Source organism: Acinetobacter sp. XH1741 (assembly GCF_041021895.1).
Lineage (GTDB): Bacteria > Pseudomonadota > Gammaproteobacteria > Pseudomonadales > Moraxellaceae > Acinetobacter.
The window spans coordinates 3,766,486-3,782,508 of sequence record NZ_CP157428.1 but is presented as its reverse complement, the minus strand read 5'-3'; the positions used below and the strand labels follow the sequence as shown (position 1 = coordinate 3,782,508).

16 protein-coding genes are annotated in these 16,023 nt (G+C 37.0%); 10 read left to right on the top strand and 6 right to left on the bottom strand.

Annotation, left to right across the window (positions count from 1 at the left end):
- The first annotated feature begins 1 nt into the window (after position 1).
- From ABLB96_RS18135 to ABLB96_RS18120, 4 genes are read left to right on the top strand one after another with little or no spacing between them, the layout of a single operon-like run.
- Positions 2-1,030: a glycosyltransferase gene (locus tag ABLB96_RS18135; RefSeq protein WP_348896201.1), complete on the top strand. Its 1,029-nt coding sequence runs from the start codon at positions 2-4 to the stop codon at positions 1,028-1,030.
- Entirely contained in the window at positions 1,027-1,782 is a 756-nt protein-coding gene (locus ABLB96_RS18130; protein WP_348896200.1) for a polysaccharide deacetylase family protein, read from the top strand. The genes ABLB96_RS18135 and ABLB96_RS18130 overlap by 4 nt, the downstream gene beginning before the upstream one ends.
- Positions 1,779-2,546 (top strand): glycosyltransferase family 2 protein, encoded by a 768-nt coding sequence (locus tag ABLB96_RS18125; RefSeq protein WP_348896199.1) that lies wholly within the window; start codon positions 1,779-1,781, stop codon positions 2,544-2,546. Before ABLB96_RS18130 ends, ABLB96_RS18125 begins: the two co-directional genes overlap by 4 nt.
- A gap of 7 nt (positions 2,547-2,553) precedes the next feature.
- Entirely contained in the window at positions 2,554-3,558 is a 1,005-nt protein-coding gene (locus ABLB96_RS18120; RefSeq protein ID WP_348896198.1) for a glycosyltransferase, read from the top strand.
- A 5-nt stretch (positions 3,559-3,563) separates the two neighbouring features.
- On the opposite strand, the gene ABLB96_RS18115 is transcribed toward ABLB96_RS18120, so the two are convergent.
- Positions 3,564-4,454, bottom strand: a complete 891-nt coding sequence (locus tag ABLB96_RS18115; RefSeq protein WP_348896197.1) for a hypothetical protein — start codon at positions 4,452-4,454, stop codon at positions 3,564-3,566.
- A gap of 68 nt (positions 4,455-4,522) precedes the next feature.
- Between ABLB96_RS18115 and ABLB96_RS18110 the strand changes: the two genes are divergently transcribed.
- Both ABLB96_RS18110 and ABLB96_RS18105 read left to right on the top strand, forming a co-directional pair.
- Positions 4,523-5,278: a glycosyltransferase family 25 protein gene (locus ABLB96_RS18110; protein WP_348896196.1), complete on the top strand. Its 756-nt coding sequence runs from the start codon at positions 4,523-4,525 to the stop codon at positions 5,276-5,278.
- Between the two features lie 30 nt (positions 5,279-5,308).
- A complete protein-coding gene (locus ABLB96_RS18105) occupies positions 5,309-6,238 on the top strand; it encodes a lipooligosaccharide outer core biosynthesis glycosyltransferase GtrOC6 (protein WP_348896195.1) in 930 nt (309 codons plus the stop codon).
- A 38-nt stretch (positions 6,239-6,276) separates the two neighbouring features.
- Here the strand turns inward: ABLB96_RS18105 and ABLB96_RS18100 are convergent, their stop codons facing one another.
- On the bottom strand, positions 6,277-6,495 hold the full coding sequence (locus ABLB96_RS18100) for a hypothetical protein (protein WP_348896194.1): 219 nt from the start codon (positions 6,493-6,495) through the stop codon (positions 6,277-6,279).
- 200 nt (positions 6,496-6,695) lie between these two features.
- Between ABLB96_RS18100 and ABLB96_RS18095 the strand changes: the two genes are divergently transcribed.
- Positions 6,696-7,724 carry a stealth conserved region 3 domain-containing protein gene (locus ABLB96_RS18095; protein ID WP_348896193.1) on the top strand — a complete coding sequence of 343 codons (1,029 nt, stop codon included), beginning with the start codon at positions 6,696-6,698 and terminating at the stop codon, positions 7,722-7,724.
- 57 nt (positions 7,725-7,781) lie between these two features.
- On the opposite strand, the gene aspS is transcribed toward ABLB96_RS18095, so the two are convergent.
- Together aspS and ABLB96_RS18085 are read right to left on the bottom strand one after the other, a co-directional pair.
- Positions 7,782-9,566, bottom strand: coding sequence for an aspartate--tRNA ligase (aspS, locus tag ABLB96_RS18090; RefSeq protein WP_348896192.1), 1,785 nt, complete (start codon positions 9,564-9,566; stop codon positions 7,782-7,784).
- A gap of 169 nt (positions 9,567-9,735) precedes the next feature.
- The gene (locus ABLB96_RS18085; RefSeq protein ID WP_348896191.1) at positions 9,736-10,500 is read right to left on the bottom strand and encodes a DUF4184 family protein; all 765 of its coding nucleotides are present in this window, start codon (positions 10,498-10,500) and stop codon (positions 9,736-9,738) included.
- 125 nt (positions 10,501-10,625) lie between these two features.
- Here ABLB96_RS18085 and znuD point away from each other — a divergent pair, with 125 nt between their 5' ends.
- Both znuD and ABLB96_RS18075 read left to right on the top strand, forming a co-directional pair.
- Positions 10,626-12,626: a zinc piracy TonB-dependent receptor ZnuD gene (znuD, locus tag ABLB96_RS18080; protein WP_348896190.1), complete on the top strand. Its 2,001-nt coding sequence runs from the start codon at positions 10,626-10,628 to the stop codon at positions 12,624-12,626.
- 80 nt (positions 12,627-12,706) lie between these two features.
- Positions 12,707-14,170, top strand: a complete 1,464-nt coding sequence (locus tag ABLB96_RS18075; protein WP_348896189.1) for a phospholipase D family protein — start codon at positions 12,707-12,709, stop codon at positions 14,168-14,170.
- 271 nt (positions 14,171-14,441) lie between these two features.
- Here ABLB96_RS18075 and ABLB96_RS18070 read toward each other — a convergent pair whose 3' ends face one another.
- Positions 14,442-14,888 carry a hypothetical protein gene (locus ABLB96_RS18070; protein ID WP_004705683.1) on the bottom strand — a complete coding sequence of 149 codons (447 nt, stop codon included), beginning with the start codon at positions 14,886-14,888 and terminating at the stop codon, positions 14,442-14,444.
- Between the two features lie 163 nt (positions 14,889-15,051).
- Between ABLB96_RS18070 and ABLB96_RS18065 the strand changes: the two genes are divergently transcribed.
- On the top strand, positions 15,052-15,426 hold the full coding sequence (locus ABLB96_RS18065) for an RcnB family protein (RefSeq protein ID WP_348896188.1): 375 nt from the start codon (positions 15,052-15,054) through the stop codon (positions 15,424-15,426).
- A 52-nt stretch (positions 15,427-15,478) separates the two neighbouring features.
- Here the strand turns inward: ABLB96_RS18065 and ABLB96_RS18060 are convergent, their stop codons facing one another.
- On the bottom strand, positions 15,479-15,961 hold the full coding sequence (locus ABLB96_RS18060; protein ID WP_348896187.1) for a phosphate-starvation-inducible PsiE family protein: 483 nt from the start codon (positions 15,959-15,961) through the stop codon (positions 15,479-15,481).
- Positions 15,962-16,023: the final 62 nt, after the last annotated feature.

Below are 16,023 nucleotides of genomic sequence, written 5' to 3'. Positions count from 1 at the left end.
AATGAAAATATTGCATATCGCAAATTTTGGCTTTAATAAACAAGGCGCGCATTTTTACTGCACAGACCGTAAAATTTCTGCCGGATTAATTGAAAATGGCCATTTCGTTTATGATTTTAGTTTTCGTGATATGGCTCGAATGGGTACCATTTTTAAAACAAAAAAACTGGGTGCCAATTGGGCCAATAAAGAAGTCTTAAAAGTCGTTAATAACATTGAACCTGACTTAGTCCTTATTGGTCATAGTGACTTGATGAGTCCGGATGTTCTAAGACAAATTAAAGAATCTTATCCCCATACTAAAATTGCATTTTGGTATGTTGACCCACTTTATCTAGAAAACAAACTTGGCTTTGTAAAAGCATTCTCGCCGTATTTAGATGCTATTTTCTGTACAACAGGCGGTGAGTATCTACAGAAGTTAAAGCAACCTCATTTAAGCGTAGCCTATTTACCTAATGTGGGTCATCGCAATGTAGAAACATTACAGCAGTTCTCAAACTCTAAAACTGACAAAACTTTTATTTTCTGTGGTGTAGTCTACAAAGAACCTGAGCGTGAAAAATTCTTAAAGGACTTGGCAGATGCTCTGCAAAAAGGTCATGTGAACTACCAATATTATGGTTGTTTTGAGCAAATAGGTGTTTATGGTAAAGCGTATTATAAAGTTCTGTCTGAAACAAAAATGGGACTCAATTATTCACGCCGTAATGATGTAACCTTGTATAGTTCTGACCGTATTGTACAACTAACTGGTAATGGTTTACTCACCTTTAGCCCAAGAATTCCGGGCTTTGAGAAGCTCTATACTGAGCAGGAAGTGGTTTACTTTGATGATCAGTTCGACTTGGCCAAGAAGATCCAATTCTTTGATCAAAACCCAGATCAGGCTGAAAAAATAGCGAAAGAGGGTTGGGAGAAAACACGTAAATCTTTCAATGCTAAGCGCATCACCCAGTTCATGGTTGAAGTGACATTTAAGCAGCCCCTTTCAGAAAATTATGAATGGTCACATGAGGTTTATGCATGATGTGGTTTTTGTACGTTGCGGTAGGCCTCATAGCACTTGCTGCATTGTTATATGTGCTAGGTAATTATACTTTTTGGCTTCCTTTTCGTTCGAATAAACTACCACGCATTGTGATGTTGCATCAGGTTACCCCTAAAGATGCGGCCTCTGGCATGAACATGCCGCCTGATAAGTTTGAACAACTCTTAAAGTTGTTGACGCGTAAAGGTGCTACTTTTTGTTATGTCTCTGAGCTTGAACAATACCGCAATCAAAAAAATGTCGTTGCTTTAAGTTTTGACGATGGCTTTATGGATAATTATCTTTATGCCTATCCCTTACTTAAAAAATATAATGCAAAGGCAACTATTTATTTGGCGACGCAAATTGAAGGAATCGAAAAGCTAACTCATGAACAAATCCATGAAATGGCGAATTCTGGTTTGATTGAGTTTGGTGCACATACACAACATCATGTGAACCTACTTAAACTTGATGATCAAACTGCTTATGATGAGATGCTTCAATCTAAACGTGACGTTGAAGCATTAGTTGGGAAATGCCCGAGCTTTGCTTATCCATTTGGTCGTTTTAACGAAAAGCACCAAAAAATGGCGCAAGAGATTGGCTTTAAAAACGCTGTATCGACACGTAAAAAAATCGAAGCGTATGAACCTGTTAATCAATTTAATATTCCACGTGTCAGCACGCATGGTGCCATGAATGCTTTACAGATGCGTATCGCCCTTGCTAAAGGACGTTATAAGTTATGAATAAAATTCCATGTAGTGTCTATATTGTCACTTTAAATTGTAGTGCTTGGTTAGAGCGAACTTTGCAAAGTGTTTGTGAGTTTGATGAAGTTATTATTTTAGACTCTGGCAGTACTGATAATACTTATGAAATTGCAGAGCAGTTTGAAAATACCCAAATTTCTCATCAAGACTGGCAAGGCTATGCTGGGCAAAAAAGCTTGGCTTTGGCAAAGTGCCATAATGATTGGGTGCTTAACTTAGATGGTGATGAAGTTTTGTCGGAAGAGTTAAAACAAGAAATTGTTGAGACTATTCAACAGAATAAACTTGATGCACTCATCACACCGATTAATGATGTTTTTTTAGGTGTTCCTAACAGTAAACACACTAAAAAACATGCAAAAGTACGTTTTTTCCGAAAATCCAAAGGCCATTATGATCTTGCCAATAAAGTCCATGAAAATGTGATTGTGGATGGTGAATCTCAGCGTGCTCAACATGATATTTATCATTATGGCGAGTCGAGCATTTTCGTAAAAGTCGAAAAAAACAACCAATATTCAAATCTCAAAGCATTAGAGAAATATCAAAAAGGAAAGTCGCCAAGCATTGCAAAATTAGTTTTGGTCATGCCAGTGACTTTTCTAAAGTCTTACTTTATTCGCCGTAGTTTCTTAAATGGTTGGCGTGGTTTTGTAAACAGTATGATTAACGCGTTTTATGCTTTTCTAAAAGAAGCCAAGTTGTTTGAACAGACTATGAATAAAGATAAAAATAAGTAGGCAAGCTATGAAAATTGTTCAGATTATGGCAACAGATGGTGGAAAGATTGGTGGTCTAGAAAAGCATACTTTTCAACTTTGTGCAGAATTATCAGCCAAGCAAGAAGTTCATTTGTTTTTAGACTTAAACTATCGAAATGCAATACCTCAATTAGAACATCTTCATTGTCATTATTTTGATTTTTCTAAAGGAAGAATGAATATCAGTCTTCTTTATTCACTTTTTAAAGAAATTAAAAAAATTACTCCAGATATTGTCCATGCGCAAGGCGGAAAAGCATCAAAAATGTTGAGTTTTCTTCTGCCTTTTTTAAGAGTTCCAAGTGTGGCAACCATTCATGGTATGAAAAATAACATGCGTAGTTATCGTCATTTTAATGAGGTAATTACTGTAAGTCAGGCGGTAGCAGATAAAGTTAGTGAATATCGACCAGTTCATGTTGTTTATAATGGTGTTGCTCAGGAAAAAAGATTGACTGGTGATATATCCAGAACAACTCTAAAAAAAGCCCTCGCCATCGGTCGATTAGATCCAGTAAAAGGTTTTGATCAACTTATAGAAGCATGGCAAGGGTTTGAAGTTCAGCTAGAAATATTGGGTGAAGGGCCAGAGCATGAACGTTTAAGTCAGTTAATTAAAGATCTTCATTTACAAGATAAAATTAAATTAGTGGGTTATCAGCCAGATATTTATCCATACCTGGCCGCAAGTGATTTAGTAGTGGTATCTTCCTTAAAAGAAGGAGGCCCTTTAATTGTTGCGGAAGCTTTATTGGTAAATAAACCTGTAATTGCCACCGATGTTGGTATGGTAAGAGAGTTTATTCCAGAGAAATATATTGCAAAAGATAATACCGTATTAGAGATTAAAAAATTAATTGGAGTTGCTATTGAAAACTTTGAGCATGTCCAGCGTGACTTTGAGCCTGCTTTTAATAAAGCTAAGGATGAATTATCTTTAAAAGCAATGGTTAATAAAACACTAGATATTTATAAATTAGCGTTGAGATAACAACGCTAATTATCTTTTTTTGTCAAACGGATCGCATCCACAACAACGAAGTTTGAATGTACATCAATAGTGTGACATCCATCATCATCTTTGTTCCATTCAGGGTATACTGTCTCGTACAGTCTTTCCTCATATTCCTTTGGATTTAGTTTTATAATTTCCTTAAGCTCAATATGTCCACCATATCGCTTTAGAGAGTCTTGACTAGGACGGACAAGTTTATTCTGATAGAAAAAAGGTTTTCCAGCCATCCTATATTGAATTTTTCCTTTACATACTGGGTTCATAGGATGTTCTTGCCAGTTTGGTTTTAAAATATCTTCGGTAAAGAAAATATCTAAGCGATCACCAAATTTCTTACAATCACGACGCGTTGAAGTAAAAAGATACCATAAGCCTTCATGATAAAAAGGTGTGCTATCGACTGCTTCAATATTTTCAATAAGATTCGAATGCTTTTCCCATTTCAGCGGAAAATCAGTACATTTCCACAGTTCGATTGTTTTGTTGCTAAAAGTCTCTGGCACCATGTACCACGTATTATCTATTTTAAATACGCAAGGATAAGATAGATGGTAGTCGAGCTTTAAAATAGTTTCAGGTGGTGTGTAGGTTCCATCTTTAAAGACTTCTAAAACAGAGAGAAAACCGACAGGATGTTCGTCATCCACTTCTTCAAAAAAAATAAAATGCCGACCATTTTCATAAGCATAAAAACTATCTGCAAATGTAAATTTTTTAGGGGAGTGGATCTCAAAGAGAGAATCTAATTGCTCAAGTGTTGTAAAAGGTTGTTCTAACCAGCCAAAACGCATATACCAATGAGAGTCAAAAGTTTTCGCTTTCTTTGTTTGCTGGTACTTGTACCATTTTTTTTGGATTAGGCGATTTAGCATTAAATTTTACACTCGATATAACTATAATTAGATAGACTATCCCTGACTCATTTTAACATTTGAATGAAATGAAAAAATATTTAATCAGTATTGAATCTACGAATAGTGAACGTTTAAAAAAGTTGTACTCTCAAGCAACATTTTACAAATATCGTGATGAATTTAAGCAATTTGGGGTTATAGGTAAAAATTTAAGTGTTAGTGAGTATTTTCAACAGGGCGTAGCAGGCAAGAAAAAACCAATGACGCCTGGTGAACTTGGTTGTGCAATGTCACATATTGCTGCATTAAAAGATTTTTTAAATTCTGATGAAGAATATGCCATTATTTTTGAAGATGATGTGATTGAACGTTTTGAAATTGATTTCCAAGATTTAGAAAAAAGCATTCGCTCTTTGAACTTGGGCCCTTGCTTTTTCCTAAGCTTGGGCGGTATTCAAATGAAAATATGCAATCGTGTTCGTGGAAATTTTTTGTCTGAAGAATTATTTAACCAAAAAGTTTTAAAAGTTGATTACGACTATCTTGAAAAGCTTGCCTATGCTTATGCCTATGTTGTAGATCGTAAAATGGCTCAAATGTTGGTTGATTATCATCAACCGATAAAAATTTATGACCATTGGCAAGATCTTGTGGGAAGAGGGGATTTTAGTTTTTATGTCAGCTTTTTATTCGATCATCCAATCATTGAAAATAATGATGCGTTAAGTTATCTAGAAAAGGAAAGAAGCTTAATCACGCCACCTTCACAAGATGACAGTGATTTATTGCGTTACTTAAGAGTTAAATTAAAGAAATATATACTTAATAAATATATAATTTAGCCGTTTTTTTTTAGTTTTATTATTAATTTTATGATTAAGCAAAAAAATATTATTATCGGGTCAGCAACTGGTTACAGTACTGACCTCATCTCCTCTTTTGTGTATTCTTTAGAAAAGACAGACTTTGATGGCATATTGGCTTTAATTATCTATAAAGAGCAACTGACAGAGTTTGTGAATGCATTCTCAGATATCAAAGGTTTTAAAATTGAGTTTAAAATTTCAACTATTGGGAAGTTTAAATCAAAGTCAAAATATTCTGGTCTTTATAAATTCAAGTTGGTAAAAAATCTTTTTAAAAAAATTATTAGCTTAAGTGTAAATGAAGCAATTCCCGATTCAAAGATTCGAGCTCTTAAAATTACAGGTTATCCGCATGTAAGCCGTTTTTTTGAATATAAAGAAATTATAGAAAGCCATTCTGATGCTTCACATGTATTGCTTAGCGATGTTCGAGATGTTTTCTTTCAAAGTAATCCTTTCAAAAATCTCGGCAAGGGTCTCTTTGTAGGCATGGAAAATCCGGATTTCACCATAGGTACAGAGCAATACAATCGAAAATGGATCTTGGATGCATATGGAGAGAGTTTTTATAATATTGCAAAAGATGAGCAAGTCTCTTGTTCAGGTGTCACTATTGGTGATCATGAATCAATCAGAGTCTATATCGGGAAGATGATTGAAGAGTTCTGCAAACAGCCATATCAAAAAATGTCTGAAAGAATTTATGATCAAGCCATGCATAATAAATTATTAATTAATAAAGAATTAGCTGGTGTAACTCGCTGTCAGCCATTTGAATCTATTATCGTAACTCTTGGGTTATACCCTATAGACCAAATTGCAGTTAATGATCAAGGATTTATTATTAATCATAATCAAGAAATTATTCCGATTGTCCATCAGCATGATAGACATCCGGATCTACTTAAGTTATGTGAAGGCTATATTGGAAAGTAGATTTAGAGCTATATAAATCTTACAAAGGGAAGCGGATATTAATTTTTATCCGCATTTCCTTTAAGCACCATATAAATTAGGGCAACAAAAATAAGTAATGCACCTGCTAAGCTACTGATACAGAAATAAAGAATACGTTGATTAGTGTTTAAATTAAATAATTCATGAGAAAGGATATAGCGCATGAAGAACCATTGCGCGAGAGAGAACACAATCACGACTAAAGCATGTCGACGGACGTCAGGACGCATTGCCATAATCAATTACCATGGGAGAAAAGAGCAGTTATTATGCCATTTGCCTCCCGCCATCTCAATAGAGTCAGAATTAACGAAATTGTTTAGAAAAAATAAAAATATGAAGGAATTGTGAACTTTTATTAACATTAATAAATAGTAAAATCCCTTTTGTTTACCAATACTTTGATTACCTTGTTAATTTTAGCTTGGGGAGAGTAATGCAGCCTATAGATTTTGTACTGATTTGGGTAGACTCAACTGATACTAGATGGCAGCAAGATTATATATTTTATAAATCTAAAGAAACAAATATACAGGTATCCGAGCTTAGTGATGAGTGCCGTTATCGGGATTGGGATAATCTTCAGTACTGGTTTAGATCTGTTGAAAAATTCTGTCCTTGGGTACGAAAAATTCACCTGGTAACTTGTGGTCATTTCCCTGAATTTTTAGTAGAAAATCATCCTAAATTGAATTTGGTAACACACGATCAAATTATAGATTCAGATTGTTTACCAACATTTAATTCTCATGCTATTGAAATTAATATCCATAAAATAGAAGGCCTTGCAGAACATTTTGTCTATTTTAATGATGATACTTTTATTAATCGACCATTAGAGCCTGAATTTTTCTTTCAAAATGGTTTGCCTTGTGATGGTATTCGATTACAGCCCTTGATGGTGGTCGGAGGGGAGAACTTTTTAGGTGCAGTTGCCTTAACTGATGTCGCCATTATCAATAAATATTTTGATAAGAGAAAACTATTTAGAAATCATCCTTATGCTCTTTTTAATCATCGATATCCGATGAGTAATAACTGGGATAATTTTTTAAGCTTATATAATCGAAAATTTTCAAGTTTTTATAGTATGCATTTACCTCAACCATTTTTGAAGTCAGTGTTTGAAGAGGTTTGGGTAAAAGAAGAAAGCTACTTGAAAGAGGTATCAAGTCATCGTTTTAGACAACCTTTAGATGTTAACCAATATTTGTTTAGGCTTTGGCAATTATGTTCTGCGCGTTTTTACCCAGTAAATATATTTGAGCGTGGCCAAAATTTTAATTTAAGAATGCAAAATCTTCCTGAAATTAATCATGTGATTAAGAATGAACAACTTCCGCAGATTTGTTTAAATGATGATGAGCACGTGGTCGATTTTGAAAAACTAAAAAAAGAAATTATTCAGATTTTTGAACAAAAATTTAATACGGTCTCAAGTTTTGAAAAAGAAGTATCTCATTAAAATAATTCAATAAAAAACCCTGCTTATGCAGGGTTTTTTAATTTGAAAATCTAAAAATTATTTAGATTCTTCAGCTTTTGGCTTTTCACGTAAGCGGATGCCCAAGTCACGAAGTTGATTTGCTTCAACAGGAGCAGGTGCTTGAGTAAGTGGACATTCAGCAGTTTTCGTTTTAGGGAATGCAATCACGTCACGAATTGAAGTCGCGCCAGTCATAAGCATCACTAAACGGTCAAGACCAAATGCCAAACCACCGTGAGGAGGAGCACCGTAACGAAGTGCGTTAAGCAAGAAGCTAAATTTCTCTTCTGCTTCTTCATCAGAGATACCAAGCGCTTCAAAAATCGCTTTTTGCATTTCTAATGTGTAAATACGAAGTGAACCACCACCAACTTCAGTACCGTTCAATACCATGTCGTAAGCAACAGAAAGTGCTTCACCTGGATTGCTCTTCACGTCTTCTACGCTAGATTTAGGTAGCGTGAATGGGTGGTGAACTGAAGTCCATTTGCCATCGTCAGTTTCTTCGAACATTGGGAAGTCAACAACCCAAAGTGGAGCCCACTCACAAGTTGAAAGGTTCAAGTCATGACCAATTTTGACGCGTAGTGCGCCCATTGCATCGTTTACAACTTTAGCTTTATCTGCACCGAAGAATACGATATCGCCATCTTGTGCACCGACACGGTCCAACAATTCAAGTACGATCGGTTCAATGAATTTCACGATTGGAGATTGAAGACCTTCAATTCCTTTAGCGAGTTCATTAACTTTGATGTAAGCCAAACCTTTTGCACCATAGATGCCAACGAATTTGGTGTATTCATCGATTGCACTACGTGGCAATGATGCTGCACCTGGAACACGTAAGGCAACGATACGACCTTTAGGATCTTTTGCAGGACCAGCAAATACTTTGAACTCTACTTCTTGCATTAAGTCTGCAACGTCAACGAGTTTCAACGGAATACGCAAATCTGGTTTGTCAGATGCATAGTCACGCATAGCTTCGCTATATGGCATACGGCGGAATTTTTCAAATTTTACGCCAAGCAATTCGTTAAACAGTTTAACAGTCATGCCTTCCATCAAATCCATGATTTCATCGTCATTTAAGAACGATGTTTCAATGTCGATTTGAGTGAATTCTGGCTGACGGTCAGCACGTAAGTCTTCATCACGGAAACATTTCGCGATTTGGTAGTAACGATCGATACCACCCACCATCAATAATTGTTTAAACAATTGAGGTGATTGTGGAAGTGCGTAGAAGCTACCATTTTGTACACGACTTGGTACTAAATAGTCACGTGCACCTTCAGGAGTTGCACGAGTTAAAATTGGAGTTTCAACATCTAAGAAACCGTGATCATCTAAATAGTTACGGATCAGGTTCGTTACTTTAGAACGGAAACGTAAACGATCTAACATTTCTGGACGACGGATGTCCAAGAAACGGTATTTTAAACGGTGTTCTTCTGACACGTTGATGGTGTCATCATTTAATGGGAATGGCGGAGTTTCAGAAGCAGCAAGAACTTCGATTTCTTTGCCTAAAACTTCGATTTGACCACTCACCATATTTGAGTTTTCAGTACCTTCATAACGGCGACGAACACGACCTGTAATTTTTAATACATATTCAGAGCGTGCTTTATCTGCAGTTGCAAATGCTTCTGGAGTATCTGGGTCAATAACCACTTGAACGAGACCATCACGGTCACGCATATCAAGGAAAATAACACCGCCATGGTCACGGCGACGATGTACCCAACCGCATAATGTAACGGTTTGGTCGATTTGGGCTTCAGTTAAAGAGCCGCAGTAATGAGTTCGCATCATGATGAAGATTATCCAAACTATATTGGCTGAAAAGACGGATGCGTAAACCGCGCACCGTCAAAAAAGTAAGTTTTCGATTATGCCCTGTTGAATGGCATGCGACAAGAACTAGATCAAAAAACAGCTATAATTTAGCTAAAAATGAGCAATTTGGCAGCAAGTTTACCTATTAGCCCATTCTTTGTTGTCTATCTAAAAACAAGAATAATAAGCATCCTAAACTAAAAGTACTTAACCAGCCTTGCATGAACTCATTAATAGATCGGCCAGTAAAATAATAGGTATCTGTGTGCCAAACTTCATGAGGAATGTAACGGGCATAATCCCAAAGTGAAAATAAGCCTAGAAGTGTAGATAGGATAAACAGACACCATGCAAATTTTTTAATTTTTTTACTCACTTTCCAGTGCTGTTTATGAATTCGATAATAGTGAATACACATCCAGCCTAAAAACGGTAATGCAAGAGCCGAGGAACCAAGTTGAAGAAGGCGGTGCAATGGATAAGGTCGGCCAAATAAATGAACCGTTTTTGATAAAACGTCTTGGAATATAAAAGTTCTAAAGTCAGAGTGGGTCAGACCATCCCAAATAAGATGAGTGGCAATACCGATAATAAGTGCGAATATAATTCCAATAAAAAAGTAGATAAAACGTTTAAAAGAGTCTAATTTCAAATCATGCTGAATACCAAAAAAACGGTAAACAACAGGCCGATAAAGTAAATACCAAATAACACAAAATAATAAGCCTAATGCAAGGTTTGGGTAGAGTAAGCCTTTCCATTGATGAGTCAACATACCTGACTGGACTGTAAATAAGCGGTAAAGGTCAGGTGTCATGCTACCAATTGCAAGCGCAGCAATAGGCAGTTTGTTTCGGCTTAATTTAGAAATAGGTGGTGCGATAACAGCATGAGAGATTGTAAAAGGCATTGGAAAAAGAAGCTTCTCACATCATCAAAAACAATGAGTCTAACGAAACATGCTTTTGACTAATGTTTTTTATTGCAAAACGTTTGGAATGTTATAATATAACAAAAAAATATGGGTCATTAACTATGCAGCTCAAAACACAGCTTTTTGTTCTCTCATTATTATCATTTTCTATTCAGCAAGTGATGGCAGCGGATGAGATAAATACCAAGGAAGAGCAACCTGCCGAATTGGCGACAATTAAGGTTAAAGCAGAACCTACAGCACCAGCTAACAACACGTCTTTGACTGAAGGGGCAACGAGTATTGGTAATGCCTTAAATGGTCAGGCAGGGATTTATTCTGCTCAATATACGGGAGGGGCGAGTCGTCCTGTTATTCGTGGTCAAGATGGTACACGTGTCAAGATTGTGCAAAATGGTGGCGATGTAATGGATGTTTCATCTGTATCGCCAGACCATGCTGTTACGGTTGATCCAAACTCTGCTCAAGATATTCAGATATTAAATGGCGCTGAAGCATTACTATATGGTGCAGGCTCAGTCGGGGGGCTGGTGAATGTTGTTGATGAAAAAATCCCAACCGCCATGCCAGAAAAAGGCTATCAAGGAAAAGCTGGTGTTCGCTACAACTCAGGTAGCGATGAGTTACTTTATTCAGGGCAAGCGACAGTCGGTTTAGGTGATCATGTTGCGCTACGTGTTGGTGGTTTAAAGCGCGATGCCAATGACTATATCTTGCCTAAAGATTTACAAACAGATGAGCGTCGTCAGGACAGCACTTTTGCCGATTCTAAAAATTACAACGCTGGATTGTCTTGGATTGGGGACCGTGGATTTATCGGTGCATCATTTAGTCAGCGACATGATCAATATGGTATTCCTGCTGATAATGAGCTTTTTAGTTCTTGTGGGCGTGAGGGATTGCATCTTGTGTGTGGAACTGGTGACCCATCAACCGATCATGAACACGATGCTTCATGGATTAATCTCAAAGAAAAGCGTTATGACTTAAAAGGGGAATTAAAAGACCCGTTTGCAGGTTTTTCCAAAGTTGCAGCGCAAGCGAGCTATACCGATTATCAGCATGAAGAAATGCATAAGACTGATGTCGGCACAACCTTTAAAAGCAAAGGTATAGATAGCCGAGTCACGTTAGAAAATAATGCTTGGGCAGGTTGGACAGGACAAATTGGGGCGCAATATACCCAACAGAAACTAAATATTGTTGGTGATGAGTCCATTATGGACCCAAGCAAAACCCAGCGTTATAGTGTATTTGGTTTGCAACAAAAACAAATCAATAACGTCAATCTTGCTGTTTCTTCACGTATTGATCATCAAACCATCGACATTGAGTCAGATCAAAAGAATTATACAGGTACCGGATATTCGGTTGCTGGTACAGCAAGCTGGGAATTTATTCCGCAGTACAAATTGTCCCTCACAACGTCACACCAAGAACGTCTGCCATTTGCTCAAGAGTTATATTCAGACGGTGTTCATATGGCGACCAATACCTATGAACTGGGTAATGATAACCTGAAAAAAGAACGCTCAAATAACGTTGAGTTGGGTTTACACTTTGATAATGACCTCTTGAAATACAACGTAAGTGTGTTCCATAACCGTTTTGATAATTTCATTTATGCCAATACCTTGGATGATTACAAAGGTTTCCGCCTCATTGAATATAGTCAAGATGCAGCGAAATTTTATGGTGTTGATGCTGACTTAAGCTATCAAATTTCACCTGTATATAATTTAGGGTTATTTGGTGACTATGTGCGCGGTAAAATCGATAACGAAAATGCACCACGTATACCAGGTGGTCGTTTAGGAACTAAAGTTAAAGCAAATTTTGGCGATGGCTGGGATGGTTCTGCTGAGTATTATCATGTGTTTAAACAAGATGATATTGCTAATTATGAAACCAAAGGACAAAGTTATAACATGGTGAACTTAGGTGTTGGTTATAACGGAAAATATGGCAATGTTGGCGATTATCGTGTGTTCTTAAATGCCAATAACTTGTTAGATAGCAAGATTTATCAACATGAGTCTTTCCTTGCAAATGTTCCCCAAGTCGGCCGTAATTTTACTGTTGGTGTAAATTTTAGCTTTTAATTTTTTCACGTAAAACTTATTGAAAAATCAAAACATAAGCTCTAGCCTTAATTCATTAGGCTAGAGCTTTTTCTGTTTATATGCGTATCTTCCAACGAATCCATCAAAAATTAAACTGGTCAGGTCGACGTTACATGGCAGTCATATTGAGTATTTTGGTGATCGGGTATATTGCTTCGGCAATTTACCATACTGTAAAACCGCTTCCGAAAGGACTGAATTTTACGGGACAGCTTCGCCATGCCAATGTGAAATTTTTGGCAGATCAAACCTATCTGGATGCGCAAGGAAAACAGCAGCTCGATCAACATATCTTTAAAGAAGTGTTTGAACTGATTGATGAAGCCCAAACCACCATTGTTATGGATATGTTCCTATTTAATCAGGACGTGGGCGAGTCTAAAGTTAAGCAATTGCCTTTAATGCAACAATTGACAGATGCCTTGATCGCAAAGCATCGTCAAAATCCTCAGATGCAAATTGTATTAATTACAGATCCAATTAATTCGGTTTATGGTGGTTTGGCTCCAGAACATTACCGCCAATTGCGTCAGGCTGGGGTGGATGTGATTGAAACAGATTTAAAACCCTTGCGTGCATCTAATCCACTTTGGTCAGGCTTTTGGTATATTTGTTGTCAAAATATTGGAAATAATCCTGAAAAGGGTTGGTTGAATAACCCGTTTGGTCAAGGAAAAGTGACTTTACGGAGTTATCTGTCATTACTCAACTTCAAAGCTAATCACCGCAAGACATTAGTAGTCGATACCGATGCAGGTTGGAAAAGCTTAGTCACTTCTGCCAATCCACATGATGGTAGTTCTCACCATAGCAACGTAGCTTTGGTGGTAGATGGACCTACTGCAATTGATCTATTAAAAACAGAGCAAACCGTTGCACAAATGTCACAAGGGGCGAGTCCAGTTGTGATTATGGGTGGTCTTAATGAAGATAAAAGCTTGCCACAGGTTCAGGTACTAACTGAAAAAGCAATTTATGAGTCTGTATTAAATTTGGTGGAGACGGCTGGGCCACAAGAACATCTAGATATTGCAATGTTTTATCTCTCTGAGCGCAAAATTATTGAGGCTTTAAAACAGGCACAACAGCGCGGAGTCAAAATCCGTATGATTCTAGATCCGAATAAGGACGCTTTTGGCTTGGAGAAAAACGGAATTCCTAATCGACAGGTCGCTTCCGAGCTTCATGCAGTAGGTATTCCAATTCGTTGGTGCGATACGCATGGTGAACAGTGCCATAGTAAAATGTTATTAAAATACAATAATCAACAAGCAGAATTAATTTTAGGTTCAGCTAATTTAACTGCACGTAACTTAAAAAACTATAATCTTGAAACGGATATGCGCGTGATCGGCTCAGTTCAGGCGCCAGTATTTAAAGATGCAGCTCAGTATTTCGATTCTTCTTGGGATAATCGTAATGCACGTCAAATGACGGTGGATTATTCAAAATATGCAGACGAGTCTAAAGTGAAGTATTGGATTTATCGTTTTATGGAATGGTCAGGTTTGTCGACTTTCTAACCTTAGCTTTATATAAAGCTTGAGGTTATATCTTCACGACAGAGTCTTGCTTAGTTTGGTTCTAAATTTGGAACTTATTCATTGCCGTGATTTTGTACAAAATTAGCAAGGTGATTGGCGACATGGATGTTGCCGTTTCACTGTGTTGCAGGGAAGCAACATCAGTGAAACAAAGGTTTTTGTCACTTTTGACCTTTCAAAAGTGAGGCATACGCCTATACAAAAGACATTAGAACATTACTGTAAGTATAGGCTGTGCCATAAGTCCGATTTAAGGCGCAGGCGGAATCAATTGATCCAAAGCTTTATCATCTAACTTTTCTATTTCACTCAAATCAGTCTTAATTTTCCACTGCGACTCATCATCGACTGGATTTGGTAAACGTGCTTCAAGCCAATCACAAACCACATCTGGGTTAAACTCAGGATGATTACACTGAATAATCCACGATAAAAAATCTTTTGCCTCACCATTCATATATGGAGGAGGAGACACAGGAAAAAATAGAGTTGGTAGACGTTCATTCGTCGATAGGTAATTTAAAACATGGCCGAGTTCTTGTACGGTTTGCCATGCAAGTGGGTGTTCTACATCAATACTGAACTTAAACCACCAAGCGTGTTCGCCATCTGCTCCATGTGCCATGATACGGGCTTCTTGTACACTTGGAACTTTGCAGAAAAATTGATGAAGACGTTCAAAACTGATTTCAGACACAGCAATTGACCTAGCTTAGAAAATGCTAATGGTAGCACAGATACAGATTCTTCATATTTTCTTTATAGTCATTACAAACAATATCAATCAAGCCCTTTTTATTCATGGTTTCTCCTTGACTCTCTTTTAATCTAGCTCTATATCAAGACAAAAGGGATGCACCATGAAAAAGCCAATCGTTCTTGTACTTTCAACTTTAATGTTGGGTATATCTGCTACTGCGATGGCGGATTCAAATAATCGCTGGGATGATTATCACGGTAGAGATAATCGACACTATGAACAGCGCTACGATCACCGTTATGACCACCGCGATGAACACAGAGCGCCAGGTTGGGCTAATGCGAACCGTGGACATGAATATGTCGTAATCAAGCGAGGGGAGCGTATTCCTGTAGAATACCGTGATAACCGTTACTTTGTTTCAGACTGGCGTGCACACCGTTTATATGAGCCACCACGTGGATATCACTGGGTGAAAACGCCGAATCAATATTTATTAGTAGATTCACACCACCAAGTGTACCGTGTTCGTTAAGTCTTAAATATAGAATATAGATTAGAAAAAAGGTCTCAATTTGAGGCCTTTTTTATGCTAATTCATCATCTTGAGGTTGAGGTTTTTTTAACGATGTAGTTGTTTTTGAGTGTTTTTCTTTCATTACCGATGGATAATGCCATGAAGCAAAACGAACCACTAAAATGGAAATCGCTAAAATTAGAATTGAACCTGTAATAATCACCTGATCGATATCTGCTTTATGGTTATGTTGGATATCCGAGATAAGTAAACGTGTTAAGGCAGTAATTGCCACATAAATAAGAAACCGAACAGGCATATGATTGGTTTTAAAATAAATTCCCACCATTGCGCCGAGTTCGAGATAAATAAATAGCAATAAAATGTCATCAATTGATGCATATTTTTTGACAGTTAAAATTTCAAAAACCGTATGTGCAGCAGACCATGCAACCATACAGCCGATAATGAATAAAGCCAAATAATGAAAAGCCTCAACAGCATAGTGTCCAAATCGGTCGAGCGTTCTTTCAAACTTTTTAGGATCAGGCATAGTAAGATCTTTTTTTGATATGAATATGCTTAGAAATTAAACAAGTTTTATGCCAATAGAAA

Coding starts and splice junctions, on each gene's coding strand:
- ABLB96_RS18135 (WP_348896201.1), top strand. CDS start 2: ATGAAAATATTGCATATCGCAAATTTTGGCTTTAATAAACAAGGCGCG.
- ABLB96_RS18130 (WP_348896200.1), top strand. CDS start 1,027: ATGATGTGGTTTTTGTACGTTGCGGTAGGCCTCATAGCACTTGCTGCA.
- ABLB96_RS18125 (WP_348896199.1), top strand. CDS start 1,779: ATGAATAAAATTCCATGTAGTGTCTATATTGTCACTTTAAATTGTAGT.
- ABLB96_RS18120 (WP_348896198.1), top strand. CDS start 2,554: ATGAAAATTGTTCAGATTATGGCAACAGATGGTGGAAAGATTGGTGGT.
- ABLB96_RS18115 (WP_348896197.1), bottom strand. CDS start 4,454: ATGCTAAATCGCCTAATCCAAAAAAAATGGTACAAGTACCAGCAAACA.
- ABLB96_RS18110 (WP_348896196.1), top strand. CDS start 4,523: ATGAAAAAATATTTAATCAGTATTGAATCTACGAATAGTGAACGTTTA.
- ABLB96_RS18105 (WP_348896195.1), top strand. CDS start 5,309: ATGATTAAGCAAAAAAATATTATTATCGGGTCAGCAACTGGTTACAGT.
- ABLB96_RS18100 (WP_348896194.1), bottom strand. CDS start 6,495: ATGGCAATGCGTCCTGACGTCCGTCGACATGCTTTAGTCGTGATTGTG.
- ABLB96_RS18095 (WP_348896193.1), top strand. CDS start 6,696: ATGCAGCCTATAGATTTTGTACTGATTTGGGTAGACTCAACTGATACT.
- aspS (WP_348896192.1), bottom strand. CDS start 9,566: ATGATGCGAACTCATTACTGCGGCTCTTTAACTGAAGCCCAAATCGAC.
- ABLB96_RS18085 (WP_348896191.1), bottom strand. CDS start 10,500: ATGCCTTTTACAATCTCTCATGCTGTTATCGCACCACCTATTTCTAAA.
- znuD (WP_348896190.1), top strand. CDS start 10,626: ATGCAGCTCAAAACACAGCTTTTTGTTCTCTCATTATTATCATTTTCT.
- ABLB96_RS18075 (WP_348896189.1), top strand. CDS start 12,707: ATGCGTATCTTCCAACGAATCCATCAAAAATTAAACTGGTCAGGTCGA.
- ABLB96_RS18065 (WP_348896188.1), top strand. CDS start 15,052: ATGAAAAAGCCAATCGTTCTTGTACTTTCAACTTTAATGTTGGGTATA.
- ABLB96_RS18060 (WP_348896187.1), bottom strand. CDS start 15,961: ATGCCTGATCCTAAAAAGTTTGAAAGAACGCTCGACCGATTTGGACAC.